The sequence below is a fragment of the Caldicoprobacter guelmensis genome, from assembly GCF_016908415.1.
GTDB lineage: Bacteria > Bacillota > Clostridia > Caldicoprobacterales > Caldicoprobacteraceae > Caldicoprobacter > Caldicoprobacter guelmensis.
The window spans coordinates 197625-219280 of record NZ_JAFBDW010000002.1 but is presented as its reverse complement, the minus strand read 5'-3'; the positions used below and the strand labels follow the sequence as shown (position 1 = coordinate 219280).

At 38.8% G+C, this 21656-nt stretch carries 21 protein-coding genes and 1 pseudogene; 1 reads left to right on the top strand and 21 read right to left on the bottom strand.

Going from position 1 to position 21656, the window contains the following annotated elements; all coding sequences use genetic code 11:
* Positions 1-29: 29 nt before the first annotated feature.
* From JOD02_RS03560 to JOD02_RS03475, 18 genes are all read right to left on the bottom strand, one after another.
* On the bottom strand, positions 30-1412 hold the full coding sequence (locus tag JOD02_RS03560; RefSeq protein WP_204486974.1) for a DUF3360 family protein: 1383 nt from the start codon (positions 1410-1412) through the stop codon (positions 30-32).
* 21 nt (positions 1413-1433) lie between these two features.
* A complete protein-coding gene (purE, locus tag JOD02_RS03555) occupies positions 1434-1949 on the bottom strand; it encodes a 5-(carboxyamino)imidazole ribonucleotide mutase (RefSeq protein ID WP_204486972.1) in 516 nt (171 codons plus the stop codon).
* Between the two features lie 22 nt (positions 1950-1971).
* Complete coding sequence (locus JOD02_RS03550; protein WP_204486970.1) at positions 1972-3135, bottom strand: 5-(carboxyamino)imidazole ribonucleotide synthase; 1164 nt, start codon at positions 3133-3135, stop codon at positions 1972-1974.
* An 86-nt stretch (positions 3136-3221) separates the two neighbouring features.
* Positions 3222-5099, bottom strand: a complete 1878-nt coding sequence (locus tag JOD02_RS03545) for a DUF4914 family protein (protein ID WP_204486968.1) — start codon at positions 5097-5099, stop codon at positions 3222-3224.
* Positions 5100-5175: 76 nt separating this feature from the next.
* Positions 5176-5535: a DUF2294 domain-containing protein gene (locus JOD02_RS03540; protein WP_204486966.1), complete on the bottom strand. Its 360-nt coding sequence runs from the start codon at positions 5533-5535 to the stop codon at positions 5176-5178.
* A 97-nt stretch (positions 5536-5632) separates the two neighbouring features.
* Complete coding sequence (locus JOD02_RS03535; protein ID WP_204486964.1) at positions 5633-6301, bottom strand: adenylate kinase; 669 nt, start codon at positions 6299-6301, stop codon at positions 5633-5635.
* Between the two features lie 169 nt (positions 6302-6470).
* Entirely contained in the window at positions 6471-6947 is a 477-nt protein-coding gene (locus JOD02_RS03530; protein WP_204486962.1) for a hypothetical protein, read from the bottom strand.
* A gap of 274 nt (positions 6948-7221) precedes the next feature.
* Positions 7222-7584, bottom strand: a complete 363-nt coding sequence (locus JOD02_RS03525) for a DUF2294 domain-containing protein (RefSeq protein WP_204486961.1) — start codon at positions 7582-7584, stop codon at positions 7222-7224.
* 187 nt (positions 7585-7771) lie between these two features.
* On the bottom strand, positions 7772-8083 hold the full coding sequence (locus JOD02_RS03520) for a creatininase family protein (protein ID WP_204486960.1): 312 nt from the start codon (positions 8081-8083) through the stop codon (positions 7772-7774).
* Between the two features lie 11 nt (positions 8084-8094).
* Positions 8095-8322, bottom strand: a complete 228-nt coding sequence (locus tag JOD02_RS03515; RefSeq protein ID WP_204486954.1) for a hypothetical protein — start codon at positions 8320-8322, stop codon at positions 8095-8097.
* Positions 8279-8674: a bactofilin family protein gene (locus JOD02_RS03510; protein ID WP_204486952.1), complete on the bottom strand. Its 396-nt coding sequence runs from the start codon at positions 8672-8674 to the stop codon at positions 8279-8281. The genes JOD02_RS03515 and JOD02_RS03510 overlap by 44 nt, the downstream gene beginning before the upstream one ends.
* Before the next feature lie 37 nt (positions 8675-8711).
* Positions 8712-9677 carry a M23 family metallopeptidase gene (locus tag JOD02_RS03505; protein ID WP_204486950.1) on the bottom strand — a complete coding sequence of 322 codons (966 nt, stop codon included), beginning with the start codon at positions 9675-9677 and terminating at the stop codon, positions 8712-8714.
* 42 nt (positions 9678-9719) lie between these two features.
* Positions 9720-10412, bottom strand: a complete 693-nt coding sequence (locus tag JOD02_RS03500; RefSeq protein ID WP_204486949.1) for a TIGR00266 family protein — start codon at positions 10410-10412, stop codon at positions 9720-9722.
* A 283-nt stretch (positions 10413-10695) separates the two neighbouring features.
* On the bottom strand, positions 10696-12003 hold the full coding sequence (locus JOD02_RS03495; protein ID WP_204486947.1) for a TRAP transporter large permease: 1308 nt from the start codon (positions 12001-12003) through the stop codon (positions 10696-10698).
* Positions 11996-12490 carry a TRAP transporter small permease gene (locus tag JOD02_RS03490; protein ID WP_204486945.1) on the bottom strand — a complete coding sequence of 165 codons (495 nt, stop codon included), beginning with the start codon at positions 12488-12490 and terminating at the stop codon, positions 11996-11998. The genes JOD02_RS03495 and JOD02_RS03490 overlap by 8 nt, the downstream gene beginning before the upstream one ends.
* A 13-nt stretch (positions 12491-12503) precedes the next feature.
* Positions 12504-13580 carry a TRAP transporter substrate-binding protein gene (locus JOD02_RS03485; RefSeq protein ID WP_204486943.1) on the bottom strand — a complete coding sequence of 359 codons (1077 nt, stop codon included), beginning with the start codon at positions 13578-13580 and terminating at the stop codon, positions 12504-12506.
* 287 nt (positions 13581-13867) lie between these two features.
* Positions 13868-14257 (bottom strand): nucleotidyltransferase domain-containing protein, encoded by a 390-nt coding sequence (locus JOD02_RS03480; RefSeq protein WP_204486936.1) that lies wholly within the window; start codon positions 14255-14257, stop codon positions 13868-13870.
* Positions 14214-14603 carry a HEPN domain-containing protein gene (locus tag JOD02_RS03475; RefSeq protein WP_204486934.1) on the bottom strand — a complete coding sequence of 130 codons (390 nt, stop codon included), beginning with the start codon at positions 14601-14603 and terminating at the stop codon, positions 14214-14216. Before JOD02_RS03475 ends, JOD02_RS03480 begins: the two co-directional genes overlap by 44 nt.
* Before the next feature lie 172 nt (positions 14604-14775).
* Here JOD02_RS03475 and JOD02_RS11865 point away from each other — a divergent pair.
* Positions 14776-15009: pseudogene (locus JOD02_RS11865) on the top strand (sodium:solute symporter family transporter); the annotation flags it as partial.
* Positions 15010-15012: 3 nt separating this feature from the next.
* Here the strand turns inward: JOD02_RS11865 and JOD02_RS11420 are convergent.
* The 3 genes from JOD02_RS11420 to JOD02_RS03460 are packed head-to-tail and all read right to left on the bottom strand — an operon-like array spanning position 15013 to position 21607.
* A complete protein-coding gene (locus JOD02_RS11420; RefSeq protein WP_243426313.1) occupies positions 15013-18093 on the bottom strand; it encodes a DEAD/DEAH box helicase family protein in 3081 nt (1026 codons plus the stop codon).
* A gap of 22 nt (positions 18094-18115) precedes the next feature.
* Entirely contained in the window at positions 18116-21154 is a 3039-nt protein-coding gene (locus JOD02_RS03465; protein ID WP_204486932.1) for a site-specific DNA-methyltransferase, read from the bottom strand.
* A 57-nt stretch (positions 21155-21211) separates the two neighbouring features.
* The gene (locus tag JOD02_RS03460; protein WP_204486930.1) at positions 21212-21607 is read right to left on the bottom strand and encodes a hypothetical protein; all 396 of its coding nucleotides are present in this window, start codon (positions 21605-21607) and stop codon (positions 21212-21214) included.
* Positions 21608-21656: the final 49 nt, after the last annotated feature.

Below are 21656 nucleotides of genomic sequence, written 5' to 3'. Positions count from 1 at the left end.
GGGGGATTATCCCCCGATCTCTCCTTTTTTTAAAATACATTTGCCAAAATATACGATACTATAGTTGCCGTAGCTATCACTATGGTCATTACCTTATCGCTTCGCGAAAGTTTCATATTGTTTTCAGTGGCATCAATTATTTTAAAATTTTCAACCAAGTTGGCAGCTACCCAGCCTAAAACGGGATTTATTGCGAACCCTGTTATTAGGCAAATAGAAGCTATTTGAGCAGTCGCAATGGATTTTACAGTGTTCAATCCTATTTCCAAAAGGGGCATAAATACTCCGAAAATCAAGACCACCCACAGCAGCGGAGGAAACACGGCGATGTCTATGGGTACTCCAAAGAAGCCAAAAGCCAAACCCATTATCCCTAAAATCAAAGCACTCCCTCCTATAGGTCTTCTTACCACTCCAAGAGGTATCATAAAGCTTCTCCACACCGCCGATATTTGCCCACCACCTAAAACTGCCCCGATAATGTTCCTTATCGAGACCAATGTATAAGTAGAATTCATATCAAAGACCGCTTTTTTGGCTTCTCGGGGATAATTTAATTCCTGTATGGTTTTAACAGCTAATGCATCAAGCGGCCACATAACCACCGCCAGCATTGTAAAAGGCAGTGCCTTAATGAAATTCTCCAAATTTATCCCCCACCCGATTCCCCATTTTTCATTCCACCATATATTGGGATTCATTATCGGGAAGGCCATCGAAGTCTCAAAGGCAGGGTATTTGCCATACAATCCAGACATCAGCAAAGCCGCCAAGGCACATGTTGGTATTATTAACCATTTTAGTCGAAATTTATTCAATAACAAGTATAAAATTAGGCAAACAATAAGCAGGATCACCACCAACTCAGAAACCCCATTATTATGTGCCCAGTTTTTCAGATTATCTAAAGAGCTGCTAATTCCCATAATACCAAACAATAATATTATACCGCCTCTAGTGCCAGGACCATTTAGAGCAATTACTTTGTCAAAATATTTAAACCCGGAAATAATAATACCTATGAAACCTATGAGAATACTCAACGGCAGCGGATGTACCCCTGAAGCCACCATTGCCGGTACCAAAGGTATAAGCGGAGCAAGAGTACCTGGAGGCCCTGCATATGGGTTTAAAAAGGCACAAAATATAATCGTTAAAATGCTGGCGACGACTATCTCCAGCCTGACATTTTCAATAACAAAGGCAGGGTCTTTTATCCCAAATCCTTGAGCCCATGCCACGGCAAATGCGGCAACCAGTGCAACTTTACCTATTGCACCGGATAATGCAGGAACTATATCTTCTATTCTTAAACTGTAATCCTTAAACGGAATATTCACACGCCATCTTTTAGGATTATATGATATTAGATCTTTGTTCAATCGCTCCTGTCGTGTCAAGCATTCGCTCAAAGCCAATCCTCCTTATTCCACTTATTCATCTCCGTTATGGAAAAGTTCTTGGATTGCTGTTTTGTCTACTCTTTCATTATATACAGCTATTTTCTCTTGCATATTTGAATCCCCAATGCTCAATATTCTAGCAGCAAGCAATGCTGCGTTTTGAGCACCATTAATTGGTACCGTTGCTACCGGTACTCCCGCCGGCATTTGTACTATAGATAAAAGCGAATCTATACCGTGTAGGTTCTTTGATTTAATGGGAACCCCAATTACCGGGATATGGGTTAAAGAGGCAACCATACCTGGTAAATGTGCAGAACCACCTGCACCTGCAATTATAACTTTAATTCCTCTTTTTTCCGCTGTTTTGGCATAATCATACATGGCATCTGGAGTTCTGTGCGCCGATACTATTCTCATTTCATAAGCAATTCCTAATTCCTCAAGTATTTTAGCGGCTTCTTTCATTACAGGAAGATCCGAATAACTTCCCATTATTATCCCTACTTTACGGGCTGAGTCCCTTCTTTCATTTTGATCGACCATTATATACTCCCTCCAATTACACCTATATAGCTTTAATTTTTATACACTCAAGCGCTTGTAATGCTTTTTCCTCAGCTCTTTTTACACACTCATCCAAAACAGTGATATGTCCCAGTTTCCTTCTATTGGAAGTTAAAGATTTCCCATACAGGTGAAGATACACCTTCTCTTTTGCCAATAATTTTTCAATACCTTCAAAAGTGTATGCCCCACAAACTGTATCGTTTCCAAGGATATTAACCATTACACATGGAGAAAAGAGTTCTGTAGAGCCAAGCGGCATTCCAGTGATTATCCTTATCAGCTGTTCAAACTGAGAAGTCACACAGGCTTCTATAGTATAATGTCCTGAATTGTGAGGTCTTGAAGCGATTTCATTTATATAGACTTCACCTCTTGAATCGAGAAACATTTCTATGCAAAATATGCCGATATCATTTAAAACTTCCACTGTCTTTTGGGCTATGTGTTTTATTTTAAGCTCAACAACATCATCTATATCAGCCGGCACCTTTGTTATTCTCAATATATTATCCTTGTGAACATTTTCTACAACAGGATAATATTTTATTTCTCCGCCTAAATCTCGTGCAACTATTATAGACAGTTCTTTTGTGAAATCTATATATTCCTCCAACATTACATCATGATTTATAAACAAGTCATACACCATTTCAGCTTCCGATTTTTTTCTGATGACAAAATTCCCCTTGCCGTCATATCCACCAGAACAAGTTTTTAACATCATCGGCAGCCCAAAAATCTCTATTTTGTCTATTAAATCTTCTCTACTTTTTATCTTATAAAACTTCGGTACTGGTAACCCTGCCTTTGATAACAACGTCTTTTGTCTGTATTTGTCTTGAATGTTTTTTAACGTAGAAGAAGAGGGATACACAGCATATCCCTCCACTTCTATTTCACTCAAAATATCAGCATCAATATGCTCAAATTCATAAGTGAGCACATCAGTCAATTCTGCCAGACTCCGTATTGCTTGCCGATCCGAAAATGAAGCGGTAATTTGTTTGTCTGCAACCTGTCCGGCCGGCGAATTAACATCTGGATCCAATACCGCCACAAAATACCCCATCCTCTTTGCTGTCATTGCAAGCATTCGACCCAGTTGTCCGCCTCCTATAATCCCTATTTTAGCTGGAGGCTGAAGAACCTTTTTTCTATTCATCATAACACCACCTTTTGACAAAAACTAAAATTATGTTGCTTCCCTAACCCTGCAATTCTGGATTATCCACCACTACAAGCTCTTGACTACATCCTCATAGGAATTAATTCCATATATTCCTTAAGAGTCCCATCGCTCATGCAGCAATCAATAATTTTCTTGCCCAACGGATCAAGTTCAGGAGTTACAAATTTAGCAAGCTCTCTTTTGAAGAAATCACTCAATATTTTTGCTCCGGCATCATAGCCTTCATCACCTACTTCAGGTTGATGATTGACCTCTAAAAGCCCTTTGGGAATATACTTTCCTTCTACTTTAACAGCTTTTAAAGCATACCCTAAAAGTGCACACCTGGACTCAACCAGCTGGTCTGGTTTAAACCTTGCACTGCCACGCCGTGCCAGGTACTCCCTCGTAATCCATTGCGGCATAAATCCAACACGGTATGCACCTATATGCTGATTGGGAACTAGTATATACCGCGTATTAGGTGTGGCAACAATTTGCCGCAGAAGTATATTGGCATGGTTGACCATTTTTCCAGTAGCAAACGGCCAGTAAGAACCCACACCTTCGCTGCTCATTCCTACCGTATCGGTAATGCTTGGGTTATCATGCCCTCGGGGTGCCACCAACCTCCACAACCATGCGAGAGCTGGCGGCAAAATGTGAAATAACCCAATAATTCCATAAGTTGGCTTTTCTTTTGTACATGCTGGTGTCCTAATCCCAAAGCTTCTTATATCTATCTCTACGGGGTCATCAATTACTCCAGGCACAAACCGTCTGGGCATTATTACCCGAGGATTGGGACAAGGTTTCCCAGGGGCATCCATGGTATGTTCCCAGATCAAGCACGTAGCGCCGGGTACGCCATAAAGATTTAAGAATATTAGAGGTTCCGGCGGATGAATGGTAATTTTTTCGTAAAGCGGGTCAGTGCCGTATTGTGTGATATGGTTTATACGCAAAAACCATCCTTGTTCAGCATCTTTTACGATGAGCTTTTTGTTACCATCTTGAAAAGAGGGATGGCACAGCGCCATGTCATCGGTTACTGGTTGGAGCTCACATTCATCCTTTAATTCAATAAACAGCTTTTCGCCTGTTTTTAAATTCTCTCCAAGCAATATACTTCCATCGGGTTGTCTGTGTAAGCGCTCAATCATCTCGCTTTTGCCGCCACCACTGGCTCCTTCGTGCATAATGGTTATGATATTATCATAAGGCGTCAGAGCCCTTACTGTTGAAGCATGAAGTGTTACCCAGCCCTCCTGCTCACCTATGTTAAGCAATACTCCGTATATCCCTTTTTTAGCACTGGGGCCGGGATACAGGTTGTACGAAAAAAGTTCATGCAATTCATTTAACCTGTTGTGTACCACTATTTGTTTTCCTCCAAAGTGAGTATGCCTAAAAGGAGGAGCTAAATATATGATGGCTCTGGGCTTAAATTGGTCAGGTATCCTATGCCTGGGAATGAAACCTTGTAAATCTGCCAAGCCGGCAGCAAAAAACCCTGCATTGTCAGGCGCAACAAGAAGAGCAGGATATCCATACTCCTCCCCCCCTGCCATAAACGGCATAAATATAAGGTTTTGGCCTTTAAGCCATTCAAACGTCAGTTGCCTTAAAGTTGAAAAATCTTCTCCATATCTGTCACGGTATCTTGGCTTATCGGTATCGCCATCATCTGCCACCACCATGCAGTCAGGATCTCTTCTCCTCATGTAGGCGTCAGTATAGTTTACCACCGCACCATTTTTACATCTTACTACAGTAGCTTCAACTATTCTACCCTTACCCGGCACATCATAAGCTACTTCAAAAACACTGTTTTCTTGATTTCCCAATGCAAGCTCTATTAACTCATCTCTGCTGTCGGGTATTATTACCTCTTTTTCGCTCAGCACATATTTCAAATCATCATTTAATATGAATTTGGTCAGTACTTCATTCCCCATCGAACTCACTCCTCCACTTTTGTATTTAACTCAATACACCTTTATTGTAAAAAATTACATTATTCCCAGTTATTGTTTACTCAAACCTGCGCTCTAAATCCTCATCAACGGTTATGATAATTATCTTTTCGCCAGTTTTTGTGCTCACATCAGAATGAATGCTTATTATATTTACATCAATTACTTCTTTGATTAATTTTTCCAGGTATTCTCTCGCATTTTCAAATAGCATACTTCTAACTCTTTTTATCAATTCTATCCCTTGCTTGCTTTCTGCCAGCTTCTGCTCTGACCTGCTTAAAAAACCTATTAGCCGTATTATTATAAGGTCTTCAACAATGATAGTATTTATCTGCTTGGGCCCTCGGCCCATAAATTCCCTTTCAAACTTGGTTACCGCTTCACTTATCTTTGCTTCAATTTGTCCTTTCGTCATTTTTTATATGCCTCTCCTTCTTCGCCTCCCTTAATCGCGTGCTCTAACCCTGCAAATGTTTATGTATCTTTTAACCAAACAGTATAAATTCAAAAATCTAGCAAGCATTTAATGTCTTGTAGTCCACCCCTAGCGCCTCAAATACCCTCTTTGTAGTTACTTCAAGTAATTTATGGCTTTCAATATTTACTATCTTTACTTTATCTTTGTAATATTCCAATATCGGCTCACTTTGAGAGTGATATACCTGTAATCTTTTTATAATCGTTTCCTCTTTGTCATCTCCCCTCTGGACTAACCCAGTACCACAATTATCACAAAGCCCTTCATTCTTCGGGGGTTTATCTTCAATATGATAGACAGCGCTACACTGCGGACAAATACGCCTTCCAGATAACCTCTTTATTATCTCTCTATCATCCAAAGTAATATTGATAACCATATCAAGCTGTATATTCAGGTCTTTCAAAATTTTATCCAGAAATTTTGCCTGTTGTATTGTTCTCGGGAAACCATCCAGCACAAATCCATTCCTACAATCTTGTTGTTTTAGTCTATCTGCCACCATCCCTACTGTTATCTCATCAGGCACCAGCATACCCTTATCAATGTACTGTTTCGCTTCCATCCCTAAATCGGTATTATTGGAAATATGATACCTAAACATATCACCAGTTGATATATGGGGTATCGAAAGAGCTTTTGAGAGCAAGGTCGCTTGAGTGCCCTTCCCCACTCCAGGTGCTCCAAGCAATATCAGTCTCATAATCCTCCTCCTTCAACTTGTTACTACGTCGTACTATTTCATATATTGCTTTTACAAAATGAGCTTTCTTTAAAATAACACAGACCTTTTTATCCGCAGCTGCCGCACAATTAAAAACTCCCCTGTCTTAACGCAATGCATCCTGCACGCTCGCTCTTCATCTGTTTGGTCATTTCCCATAGCTGTCAAGATTTTCGTAGATTTTGCAGTATGTTTCAACTATAAGGTTATACAGGTACTGATTTTTTCTTATATGAAACATATTGCTTTTATAATCAGTAAAATTGTTGCTTTCAACCAAAAGCAAACTGGTTTTCTTTATGCAATAGTTATAAAACTCTCCAATAAAACTCATGAACTTTGTTCTAAATGCTTGGTCATTCAACAAAGCCGCATGATACTCGCATTTTCCTGCTACCAGATCCACCAACAGATGAGGTATGCGCCATATATCAATGTATCCCTCATCATTGAAGTACATATTTAAAAACTCATAATACTCTGGTTTTTCCTTGATGATGGCATTGCTGAACTTCTCAAGAAGGATAAAAAAACTTCTACTATTAAAAAGTTCAAAAGCAGTTTGGCAGTATTCCCTATCATTAATGTCAATTCCTTTAGTAAGCAGAACCTTTGTATTCAACATGGTCAACTCATCCTCCTTAGATTAGGTTTATTTGCTGTGACTGCTTAAAATAGCGTCCACAGAATTAACAATAAAAACAAAAAAGCCAATATTTAATGATTCAGGTAAATCATTAAATATTGGCTTACGTACCGACTGGTTTATAACCCTTCGGACCGTCTTCCAATATACCAATATTAAATTTTTAAAGTCTCACAGACTATATATATACTAACACAAATTATATATTATTGCAATATATAATTTCATTTTGAGCGAACTTGATAAACATCTGTTATTTATCAAATTTCTGCTCTAAGTTTTCGTCTACTGTTAATACAATTATCTTTTCGCCAGTTTTTGTGCTCACATCAGAATGAATGCTTATTATATTCACATCGATTACTTCCTTGATTAAACTTTCCAGGTATTCCCTCGCATTTTCAAATAGATTACTCCTTACCCTCTTTATCAGTTCCACTCCTTGACTGCTTTCTGCCAGCTTTTGCTCCGACTTGCTTAAAAAACCTATCAATCGTATTATTATAAGGTCCTCCACGATTACCGTTTTGATCTGCTTGGGACCTCGCCCCATAAACTCCCTTTCAAACTTGGTAACCGCTTCGCTTATCTTTGCTTCAACCTGCCCTTTCGTCATTTAATATTCCTCTCCATCTTCCTTTTTTGTATATATTTGCACAACATACTTCAACCTAGTGAATAATAACATGTTTTATCCGTCATGTCAAGTACAGCATGTGGCCCCGCACCGGCTTTCGGCGTCTTCAACTCCGGCGCCCCAGCGACCCCAGCATCCGCATCTCTGGTTCCAGAGACCTAATTATTCACTTTAATCCCTCTAGCTGCTGAGGCATCCCATCATCAAAGCTGTGATGATCCATTCCGTAGTAGCAAACGCCATCCTTGTTTACCACGATGTCAGGGCCAAGAAACAACATCGGAAGTACGATCCCACCAATTTCTGATGCGATTTTCTCAAACACGCCTTTTGACTGCAAACCGTCAGCACCCAGCGGCAGATGAAGCCCATGCCATTCCAGGATCCCTAAAGGCAAATATGCCACTGGGAAAGCATTAACCCTCTCTATAAACTCGAGGGGTAATAATTCCTCATATAATACCTTTTTACATGCCATAAAACCACCCTCTATTCAATATGTGACGCCCTCCCCCTCAATAAATTGAGGGGCATCCTCAAGCGGATGCACACAGGGTTTACCCTTGCGCTTCGGTTCAGCGACGCTGTGCCATCCCAAGTGGTACGACACAACCGCGGGCCGCGCCACTCGGCCACTACTCCCCTTCGCGGGAGATAGCTGATGTTCCCTCGCCTAAGTATTTGACTGCTGTCCCTCTTTGGCAACACCATAGTCATCCTTTGCCTTCTCCCCTTGACTCATGGAGATTTTGCCATCGAAGAAAGCCCCTTCATCGACTGCAAAGCTGCGCGCCTTAGCATCTCCCTTCAGTACACCCTCTGAGAATATCCTCAAAAATCCCGAGCAGTACACATTGCCTTCTACAACACCCGATATATAAACATTATTAGCCGTAATATCTCCTGTAATAGAAGCTTCCCTACCTACAACCACATCCCCTTCCACACATAAATTGCCCTTTACTTTTCCATCGACATGTATGCTGCGATCAGACCTTATGTCTCCATCTACTGTAGTACCTTTGCCTATAATTGTATCAACCTCTTTATCTTTCTTTTTAGAAATCATCCATAATAACCCCCTGATCATTTGATTTTATCTTTAATCAAGGTGATTGTTCCAAGGTTATATATTTTAAAGGGTTGATAGGTACATCGTTTATCCTTATCTCAAAATGCAAATGCGGGCCTGTGCTTCTACCGGTGCTGCCCACTTTGGCAATCACCTCTCCTTTCCCCACCTGCTGTCCCTCTTTCACCAATAACTTGGATGCATGGCCATAGTAAGTCGTTATACCATACCCGTGGTCGATGACAACCAGCTTGCCGTATCCCCCTTTTCTGCCTACAAAAACTACCTTCCCTGCCCCTGCTGCTCTTACATCGCCGCCATAGGGTGCGGCAATATCAATTCCACTGTGAAACTGCTGTTCTTTTGTAAACGGATCTTCCCTATATCCAAACCCGTCTGATATTCTACCTTGTAGAGGAATAAAATCCGGTAAAGCCTTAGCAAAATGATCTAGCAATAGTCGTGCATCCGATATGGCTTCGTCAGAAGGACCAAGCATTAAAACAGATTTTATCTCCATAATTTTGTTTTGTAAGGTGATAATGTCAGATATGAAGCTTTTATCATTCCTAGTATCTGAACGGCTAGCTAATGTTTGTGTTTCAGCCATCAATATATATCTTTCGGTGATTCCCTTATATTTTTGCACTATTTCCTCATATAAATCTGCTAGTTGTTGTATCTTCTCTTGCATTTGCAAGTTATTGTAAGTCACATCCTTTACTTTCTGCTCGTTGTCCTTTATTACCTGAAGCTGAGCACGATTCACTTCATGAAGCTGAATGTTGTTGGCCCTCAGTTTATTGTTCTCATACATTAAGTTTCTAACAAAGACCCACGCCATCAAAGCACCACATAAAACGAGGCACAATATCGTCGGTATAATGAACTTAGGACAATAAATTTTGACTGATTTTAAATCGCTACCTGCAGGCGGAACAACGATTATGGTTATGTATCTTTCTTTTGTTTTTACTTTTGCTTTTGTATTTTTCTTCATTGTAATCACCTTTTACACTTAAACGTAACACCTATTTATATTTTAGCATTTGTCCTTCAATAAATTAGCAATATAAGGAGAAATATTTCTTACCAAATTGCTTATAGGCAGAGTTTGAAGCATTACTTTCCCAGGCCCGGTAAGTTTACTCAAGAAAAGGCCTTCTCCACCGAAAAATAAGTTTTTAAAGCCTTTCACTGTAATTACGTCATACTCTACCGTTGGTTCAAAAGCCACTATATGACCTGTGTCTACTTTTAATACTTCCCCTGACGACAAGGTGTATTCTACCGCCGAACCATCAACTTCTAAAAAAACAGTACCTGGTCCAGTTATTTTCTGGAGGACAAAACCTTCGCCTCCAAATAAACCTGCCCCCAGCTTTTTGACAAGGTGTACGCTCACCTCAACTGAGCTTTCGCCACACAGAAATGCACCCTTTTGACAAATTATGGACTGCCCTGGCTCCAAAACAATAGGCATTATTTTCCCCGGAAAACTTGAAGCAAAAGCAATTTCGGCACCATCCATTGAACAAGTGTATTTACTTATAAAAACGCTTTCACCAGAAATAGCTCTACCCAGCCCTTTGAAAAAACCTCCTTTCATATTAGTATCCATTTCGATGCCTTCGCTCATCCAACACATTCCACCAGCTTCCGTTATAACGCTCTCCCCTTGCCTTAGTTTAAAAATAACCGCCGGTAAATTTTCTCCAATAATCCTATACTCCATTGTAAACACTCCTCCCATAATAAACCTTTTCCCAAATAACTACATCTTAGTGATAATGAATAAACATCAACAAACCAGAATCAAGCAAAACAACTTTTATGTACCAAAAATGTTATAACTATTTGACTTGGCTTAATTATAACATATCAAAATAAATGTTACCATATTTTCACATCGTGATCAAAGCAAAAACGGATTTATAATTGATTATACTTTGCTTTTCTAAATTGCAATATTAAATGCAACACTTTTTTTAAGAAAAAGTATGATTCAAATTTTTCTTCTAATACAACACATTGGGCAAAAACGTGACAATTTGCGGAAATACTATGAGCAATAGTACACAGGCTATTGCCGCCAATAAAAATGGCCACACGCCCTTAAATACAGTTTCAACCGATACATTTTCTGCGATTCCTTTAACGATAAATACGTTCATTCCTACCGGTGGAGTTATCACTCCGATGGCCACCACCATCGCAATGATGACACCAAACCATATGGGGTCAAACTTCAGCACATTGGCCACCACAGGATAAAATATGGGCAATGTAAGCAGTATAAGGGCAAGTGCATCAATGAAACATCCAAGTACGAGGTATATAAAGAGTATGAACAACATAATCAAGAGAGGATGCAAATTCAATCCCGATACCCAGCCTGCCAATTCAAACGGCAATCTGGTCACCGCCATAAATCGTCCAAACACCATAGCCCCCGTCACCATGAACATGATCATGGCAGTTGTCCTGGTGGTATCTCTTAATGACTTCCAAAACCCTTCTAAAGTTATCTGGCGCCTTATCATAGTTATGAGCAAAATTCCAGCACAGCCTACTGCCCCCGCCTCTGCAGGAGTGAACCAGCCAGCAAATAGCCCTCCTAGCGAAATAATGAATACGACCAGCACTTCCAGAACTCCGTTGCGCAGCGAATCAAGCTTTTCAGCCCATGAAGCCCTTTCTCCTGCAGGAGCCAAGTCCCTTCTTTTTAACACAACAACCCATATGGCAATTATATAAAACAGCATCAATAGGATACCTGGGACAACGCCCGCAACAAACAGTTTCCCAACTGACTGCCCGGTTGCCACGCCATAGACGATAAATATAACGCTGGGGGGAATGAGTATCCCCAAAGCCCCTCCAGCCGCTACGCTTGCCGTAGATAACGAATCATCATACCTGTACTTCTTCATCTCGGGCAATGCTATGGCTCCCATAGTAGCCGCTGTAGCCGTATTGGAACCGCATACCGCTCCAAATATGGCACAGGCCACCTGTGTGGCTATGGCCAGTCCACCTGGCCGGTGTCCAATAAAACAATATGCAAACCTATAAAGCTTCGAACCTATGGCAGAATAGTATGCCAAAAACCCCATCCATATAAACATAGGAATCATGCTCAGTGAATAAGACGAAAAATTGGAGTACACTTCGGTAGCCAACATGCTTAAAGCCGCAGACGGCGAAACCAATAACGCAAAACCTGCCGCACCTACAATGGCCATTGCATACGCTATAGGTACCCGTAAACATATTAAAAATAAAAACAGGAATATGCCTGCTACGCCAATTATGGGTTCACTCATCCCGTCTCACCGCTCTCCTAATAAGCTTTAATAGCTCCAAAACATTTACCAAACAAAGAACACCTATGCCTAAAACCACCATAAAAATAAAAGGGTATAATTGAAACTGGGCTGTTGGTGATACCTCACCGCTTAACCTAATTTTATTTCCGTGCTGCATAAGCCGAATAAATAATAGCACCATTATAGAAGAAATAAGGGTTTTAGAGAAGGTATCTATTACCATGAGCGCTTTTTTAGGAAGTTTCTCTCCAAAGAACTCCACCTTAATATGCCCATCCTCAAGAGCACAGCGAGCTAATGAAAAACTTATTACCACCGCCGATACAGCGCTAACATATTCAGAAGCCCCCAGTATCGACCAGCCAACTACCTGCCTTAACAGTATATTCGATACTGTAATCAGCACTACCATAACCATACCGATACAGGCTATAGTATCAAGCAACCAGCTCACTCTTTTTATAACCCTCTCCAGCTTCTCCATGACCATCCCCCAATCAATACTGGTTATTGTACTTATCACCTAGCTGTTTAACTGTGTTAAGCACTTTTTGACCATCGATGCCCATATCATTTACAGCACTGATATATTCCTCCTGTACAGACCGCACCTTATCCAGCCATTTATCCTTTTCCTCACCAGTAAGCTCAATTATTTCTATACCCATCTCATCTACAGCCCACCTGATAGCCTTTTCATTTTGCCTATCCCACAGACTGGCAGCTACATCATTAAAACAACGTTCATTGACCTCCATTATTGCCTCCTTAATGTCATCGGGCAACGAATTCCACTTTCCTTTGTTCATGGTTAGATAAAACAATGTATTGTAAAGGAAGGGCGTTTTTGTTAAATATTTTATAACTTCTCCTTGTTTCCAGCCTTTTAACACCTCGGCGGGTGAGAGGTTACCCTTCACTATACCTTTAGCCAGAGCCTGGTATGTCTCAGACTGCGCCATAGCAATAGGCACAGCTCCTAATGATTTAAGGGTCTTGACGCTAAGCCCTGTTGCCCTTATCTCTAACCCATTGAGGTCTTTCAACGTTTTAACAGGCACTTTTGTAAACAGGTCCCCTGGACCTGTAGCAAATACCATCATGAGCTTGGTATCCCCAACCTCCTTAGGCGCCAGGATTTTCACTCCTTCCCAAGCTACTTTGCTGGCCACCCATGAGCTCTTGTATGTTATGCCCGGCAGCTCAAATGCCTCCAAAACGGGGAAGCGCCCTCTGTTGTACGAAAAGCACGACAGCCCAATATCAGCTATACCGTTTATGACGCCCTCATAAACATCTGAAGCCCTGAGCAGCGTTTCACCAGGATAGCTAGTCACCCTCACCCTTCCGCCGGTTGCCTGTTCGACCGCTTTTATCCAGTAAGACACCACTTCGGTTTCTATCGGGTGGGTAGCGGGGAAAAAATGGGCCAGCCTCAGGTGAATGACCTCCCCATTTGTCACGATGCCGCTGGATGCTCCACCTTTTTGTGCGGCAATGCTGGCTGATACGCAGGAAGCTAAAAAGACTACCAACAAGACTGCCACTATATATACTCTGGTATTTTTTAACATGGCTTGCACTTCACCCTTCCTTAGACAAAAAATAAAAAACCCCCGTAGGGGTTTTGTGCACAAAAGCAGTTTACGGTAAAGCCCCTACCGTCATACCATACTACTGCCTTACCTCAATACTACCGTTATTTAACTCTACAAAACATAAAACCATACTACCGTACAACCAAGCTTTTATTCTAAATAAAGAATAACATTTTGAATCAATGTTTTCAATAATAAATTTAGTCATGTCTGTATTTAAACCTATTAAATTGCTGAATTGAACCGGTTGAGGGGAACTACTGTCACCCCACTCCCCCATCTTTCTGAATAGTATCAGGGTAAAGCCATACCACTTCTTTTTCAAGCTGCCTATAAAAGAACCGTTTTTCAGACCGCAATTTAGCAAACTCCTCTTCCGTGTAAATCAGCAAGTCCACCGGTACAGGTATATTCAGGACATCCCATTCGGCAGCTCTTTTGTGAAACGGCCTGTCGGATTTTTCTACCACCACAAGCAAATCGAGATCGCTCCCAACTCCCCAATCTTTTCGTGCATAAGAGCCAAAATAACCTATCCTTATTATATCCGCTCTTTCTTGTAACACTTTTTTCACCCACCTGTTCAGCGAACCGATCACTTCATTAAAATCAGGCCATTTTAGAACGGACGAATTCAATAATCTCACTGGCATATTTTATAGCCTCCTCGCTTTGCAAAGAGCCATAATGTTCAAAAGGCGCTCCTTCCGGGTGGCTGTCAGGATATCTGGCGGGTATATAAAAATTATCGAGGACTTTAGCCTTCTCAATTAGCCTATTGTCAATATCAATTTCTTCTGGTAAATCTTTTAATAGCCTCGCAACTACATGTCCCCAGGCTTCCTGCCCCAAATAAAGGTGCAAAGCTTTTACAGCCTTTTCGGCTGCCTGCTGGGCAGCAAAACATGCCCACTCATGATGTCCAACATCTTTAGATTCTACCGCATGATTTAAATCTTTTACAGCCTGATTTAGCCAATCAAATGCCCGATTTGACATAACAGGATAGCCTCCTTTAAGCTTATTTTAGAATATAATATCAATTTTCAGGCTATTTGTAAACTGAAGCTTGTGTAGAGTTTTTTAAACCTATTAAATTACTGTTGCACTGTTTTAAAGTTCTGCATTATAATATAGCCATTGTGTATGTTTATGCATAAGTAGTATAAAAGATAAAAACAGCGTCATATTCAGGGTGGTATCCTTCGCATGGGCAGGATTGGAGGCAACTTTCGAACCCACAATGCTGTTTTCGCTCTTCTGTGAAAGGACTACCAGGGCAGGCGCCATATCCGGAATGATAGCCGGAGGCACAACGGTGCTGATATGGAAATTGCTTCTCAACCCCCTGGGAGGAATCTTCAAAATATATGAACTACTTCCAGCATTTATCATATCCTGCATAAGCTTATACAGCCATATTTATCGTTCTAAAAAGTTTCTCACACCATTTTTCGTCATCAAGGAACAAAACATGATGCCTCTCGTAATCGTCTTTGCTCGGTTTTTTAGCCAATCCTTCTACCAACTCCCTATACGGAGTAATGGACAGAATAAAGGATTCAAGCCTTATTTTCGGATTATTGATCTTCCTTTCAATAGTTTTGATTGTAACTATATCATCACTATTATCTAAGCATCCACCAGCAAAAAGTATTTTTTCATTATCTAAACTTTTATCATGCTCTAAACCTTTAGGGTCAATAAAAACGATGGTCTGGCGTTCTCCCTTTTTTAGCCACATTATAAAGTCCGGGTAAAATCTAGCCCATTCAAGCTGAAAACCCACGCCAGACTTTGGAAAATTACGTAACAAGTAGATTTCAGTATCTCTAATCATCTCATTATTACACTGTAAAAAACTTTTTAAATCCTTCAAAAACTTTGCTTCACTTTCATTCAGTCCTTCCGGCGATAGTTTTATTTTTTCCTCGTCTTTGATCTTCTTCTTTAATAGTATAGGCACAAACAAATGTGTTTCAAAATATAACCGCGGCAAGACTTTATCATCATCCTGTTCATCCAATAAATTTTTAAAGTCGGATATTAACTTTTTTACATGATTTATTATTTGTCTTTCTCTTTTATCAACCTGTATCATATAGCCTTTAGAACCTTCTTTACTCATAAATGGCATCATAAGTTGCCCTGTCTTTTCATCTAAAATAAAGGGATCTATATTATTGCTTTCAAAACTTCTAGCTATTTTCCTGTAATAAATATCGATATACTTTTTCAAAACCAATATAGCTATATCTTCTAGTCTTAGTATACTTTCATAACCTATTTCCCTAAACATTTCTTTTGGAACACGTACGTTATATAGCTCTGATGATAAAATAATTTCCCTCAATATCTCTTTGTCAAATATCAAATTCCAATAATTTTTTAATTTTTTATATTCTATAATCTCAAAAAATATACGCTCCCAGTTAAATAAATTAACATATTTCCATAATTCCAGCTTATCTCCTTCTGACTTAGCAACTTCCTCTCTATTCTTTTCTCTCACATTCCCAGCAGTAAAAACTTGTATTTTAGGAGTCAAATCGATGTTTACAAAAGTCGAACCTTCCGCCCTCAGAAAAACTAGTTCACTATCTTCAAATTTCAAATCATCTTTTTTATCGATCATATACAAACTCTTCCATTTGTCTTGATGTTGATATACAACAGGAATATACATTGTCTCATACTCAACTTCTTCTTTTTTAATGGCTTCTAAAAATCTGCTTAAGTAATCTGCTTTGATACTGAAAATATTCAAGGTCTCTAATGCACTTACTCTGCGGTCATTACTTCTTTTTAAAGACATATCTTTACCTTTTAATCTCACACCTCTCCCAAACAGCTGAATTATTTGCGGACCTTGCCCCTTACCTACATTCAGTAAACCCATAGAAGATACTCTCCAAGTATCCCACCCCTCTGTAAACTTTTTAGCGCCGATTAAAACATTCAAATTGGAATTTTTATCTTTTATGCTGCTAAAGAGAGACGCTGAAATAACATCTACCTTAACCTCAAAGCCTTTTTCTTCCAGTTTTTTCTTAAAATCATTACAATTGCCTATGTTTATAACGCCAAAATAATCATTATCTCCGACTTTCAGCCCAAATTCCCCTTCGCTGCCTTTTATCTCATAAATATTTAGGCTGCCTTTCCCATTAAATACTCTTTTAAACAAGTCTTCCAGTGGTACACCATTTTCTTTTAATATATTGAATTTGTACTTGAATATATCCTCTCCTTCCTCATTTACTATTCCTGCTCTTCCTACCAAAATATCATCAATTTTGTCCTTTAACCACTTTTCATTATTTATAACTTTATCAATAAAGTCGATTATCTGAAGTATATCTGATTCCTCTTTGTTAACAGTAGTACCAACAAAAATCCACAACGGCTTTTCTAAATTATATTCCTCTGCTAATTTCCTGTTTTCTTCATATAATACGAGCTGTTCATAAAATGAAAGTAAATTGGCCACAAACATAGTTTCGGAAAAATAATTTTCTGATATGGCATTAGTATTCTTGGCGTTTATAACAAAAAAGTCTTTGCCATAACCGTCTAGATAAAAGTACTTATATGAATAATCAAATATAATCGACTTTGCATATTCTTCTAATACATTTTTGTTATTTTCAGACAATATTTGCCCAAAAGTAGCGCTATATTCAAATACAAATCCCCCTTCGCCCAACTTCGCTCTCAGTGAAGCCCATACACGATCCTCTTGTGCCCTGCCCTTGTGCCCCTCGTCTACAAACAAAAGGGTCCTTCCCTCAAAACTGCTTACCGGTAACTTTATCCCTCCATCCTTTTTTTCATCCACCAGCTTGGTTATCTCTATTATCAACACCTCGTTTTTAATGCCCGGTCTTAAAGTCCCATCGTACACTCTGCATGGGATATCGCTTTTTTTCAGCTCTTCATAGTGCTGTATAGAAAGCCCTTCATTGGGTGTAATTAAAATTATATTATCAGGATCAAATAGTTTATATTTCAAAAATTGTAGATAGTTTATATGCATAATCAATGTTTTACCAGAACCTGTAGCCATCCAAAAAGCCAGCTTGCACAAATCATTTTCCTCAAAATCCGCTATATCTATCCCTGTTTCCTTCCTATAATAACGTACAAACTCATTTAGCTGGTTTATAAATTCATCTTTTTTATTCTTCAATTGATCTAAGAAAATTTCTGTAAATAAAACAGGTAGATACTGGAAATATTTTAGTGCAACATTCCCACGATAGCGATTAATCCTGTTGACATATTCCTGGATATTCCAGTCATAACGCCGCAAATCATCTTTAGATATTTTTAAATCTTTCAATGTCATCAACGCACTCATGAAAGGCATTAATTCATCTTGGCTATCAATGTATTCCTCCACTTTCTTCAACGGCAGCTCTCTAAAATCCATCACTTCAAAAAGGGATAAAAAGTATTTATTCAAGACAAGGTATCGCTCGATAGACATGTAACCATCTCCTTTGGGTTTCTTATGAATTCATAAGCTTCTTAAATTCAGGCTCAATGTAACGGATTTCAGCAGCAAAAGTGCCAAAATCAGAAGTCAAAACGCTTTGTGCGTTAATATATACAATCTGAGGCTGCCACTCAGCTAACTCCTGTTTTATAAACTCTTTATCATGCCAGTAATCTTCCTCTGCCCAATCGTTTTCGTAGTTTCTCCAAACCACGGCACATGTCGTGTTATCTTTTTGTCCCAATATGAATATATATTTTCTGTTACCCTTATACCTAATTTTTATCTTCTTAATCTCCAGCCCTAATAGATAGTTGAATGTTTCTGGTATGTCTACTATCATTTCTTGGGGTTCACCAACTTCGGAGAGATTTACCTTCAACTTATAAGCAAATGGTTTTTTCAAACATTCCATATTCACAAAATACAAACTATCGCTGGTCTCATAATCCAGGAAATATTTTAATAGGTATTCATCTTTTAATATATCAAACATTTGCTCATTTTCCTTGAGCTCAATATTATCAAGCGCATCTTCGTATTGTTCCAGAATTTGGTACTTGAAAAAGCCTCCTATTCCATCTGTATCTTGTGGTTTTCCGTCTTTCCAGTTAAAAGAGTATGCTATTTTTTTAACCCTTGGAACAATAATAGTATGAAAATAATCCGCCATCTCAACAAGAATAAATTTTCTGCTCCCTCCATCCCTCTTATTGAGCTTCATAACCGCATGAGCAGTTGTACCCGAACCTGCAAAGAAGTCGAGGATATACTCTGTTTTGTTATTTCGAGTAGTAATTTCTAACAACCTTTCGATTAACATAGTTGGTTTTGGATACGAATATGCTCTTCCCTCCCCAAATAATCCATTTAACTCCTTATTAGCAACGGAATTATCACCCGCAAATTCCCTTGTAAAAAGAGTAACAGGGACAAGACCATTTTGCACCTCATTTAAATATCGTTTAACTACAGGATAAGAACTTCCCTCTCCCCATATTACTCGTCCCTCTTTTACATAACGTTGCCATGTTTTTTCGCTAAATCTCCAATATTGTCCTGCTGGCGGTCGAAGTTCTATCCCATTTGGTTTTCTGATTATATAGTTTGCTGAATAAGGGTTGTTAGCATATATAGGATCTGGTTTCCAAGGGCCGTTTGGATCGTTATCTGGATTGCTATACAAGTTAGTATTCTCACGTTGTATTAAAACTCTATCCCATTTTTCTTTTTCTTTAGCAAAAACACAAACATAATCATGTGAAATAGAAAAATATCTTGCTGAATTTTTTCTGGTATGTATTTTCTCCCAAATAATATTGGCTAGCATATTTATATCACCATATACTTGACTCATTAACATTAGTAAATTATTAATTTCATTATCATCTATACTAACAAAAATAGCTCCATCATATCTCATTAATTCTTTGGCCAATTCTAACCTATTTTCCATCATACTTAACCAAGAAGAATGCTGATAATTATCTTTATAAACAAAATCGTCATTTCCTGTGTTGTATGGCGGGTCTATATAAATCGCCTTCACCTTTTCCCTATACTTATTCAGAATCGTATTTAACGCCTGCCAATTTTCGCTCTTAATAAGCAAACCGTCCAGGGCTTCATCCAAATCTATATTACGACTTATGTTCTCCAGTAGTCTTTCCTTAAATTGTTTGTCAAAGCATCTAGTATCAATAGGAAGTTTTTTGTATTCAGTTTCTACCATATCTCTCTTTTCTATCAAATCCTCTCTTTTTTCTATTTTCCCAAACCCCAATTCTTCCCATTCTTTGAGCTGTCTTTCATTTGATAATACTTCATTAATTACTTCATCGAGGAAGCCTTCGCCTGCCCACTTCTTTATCCTATCAAGTGTTATAACATAATCGGTAGATATAACAAATTTTTTCTTCTCCCAAAGTCTTCGTTGGAAATCTTCAATCTGCGCTAAAAAATCTATTATCTTCTCACCTATTTCCCTAACCACCCTGGCCCTGATAATATGTTTGTCTGCATACTTTTCATTTACTAGCACGTCAAGGTCCAATACTTCAGACTTTATAAAATAATCTAGCTGCTCTGTCAAAAACTTTCTAAGGTCCTTATGAATAAAATAATCCCTGGTATTTTTGGCAGTAAACCTATATAAGTGATATTTTAACAAAGGCATTTCATTTTTTTCCTTTTGAAGGTATAAAGCTAAATTTTTTCTAACTTTTACAAGCTGATCAATTATTTGACTATAGCTGATGTCGTTTATCTTTTGTTGCTTTGAACTATTGTTCCCCCCGCTGACTTCATACTTTGCAACCTCTTTATCTGTAAGCTCTCTATATTCAAACTTTATAACCAACTGGTTTTGTTCAAACTGAATACAATCGTCTTGAACTAATACGAAAAATCTTTCTTTGGTAGATTTATTTGAACCTAATTCCTCTTTTGCCTCTACCACCCTAAACATAACTTTATATTCATCGACTTTGAAGGTATAGTCTCTAAAAAGAAGCCCCGTCTTTGTATAATACTGGTCTTTATTGGCCCAATACAAAGTAACTTCTTCGCCATTATAAGGAATGGCATACCTGTGCTTCTTTGTAGAATAACGGTACTGTGGAACAAAGTCCCCATCTTCATAATACCTTGAAAAAAAGCTGTAAAGGTCATTAAAAACTTGATGCTTCAACTCCTCCAATTTTTCCACTTCTTCTTTTTGTTCTTTTAACTCCATATACTTTCTACCCGCAGGTGTATCTTTAAATTTATCCCTTATCTCTCCTGAAGGCATAAAAACTTCCTCATCCAATTCTCTGCCTATCTCCTCCAGCCGTTCCTTTGCCCTTTGCAATTTCTCCTCTATTTCTTTTACAATACCTGTTTTATGCCCCGCAAAAGCATTCTCTACTATTTGTAACAGCCGTTTCTCTATAAAATCCTCTATATGCTTCTTTCTATAATTTAAAATTTTATAAATGCCAAAATCTAAATCTGAAGCTTCAAACTGAAAAATCTCTTTCAATAATTCTTTAAATTTAATGAAACTATCCATCACTATACTCTCCCCTCTCTTACACAACACTACTGCTCTTAATATTGCACCTTTATATCACTGTAACTTATACTTCTTTATTAACCCCACCAACGCCTGCACCACTATCCCGCCCAATACCCCTATTCCCATGATGAACATATACGCCATGATGGCCACAAGGTCAGTCCATCCTGGAGCCGATTGGTCCACCGCAATGTACAGCATGTATAAGAGACCCAATACATTTGATGCCGTTGAAATACAAAAATAAACCTTAAACCCCAGAAATCCGCCTGTGGTTATTACCAACGAGACAAGAGCAGACAAAATGGAAAAACCCAAAATATTCTTTTGAGTTATGTCAGCGTGCAATACCACCTTAAAAATAATAAACAAGACAAAAGTAAGGACAAATAAAACCGCCAATACGACAAGCCATTTTCTTGAATACCTCTCGGGCAACGTTATCATAACATACTACCTCACCTTCTCTAAAATATTTCCCACAGATAAGAGAACC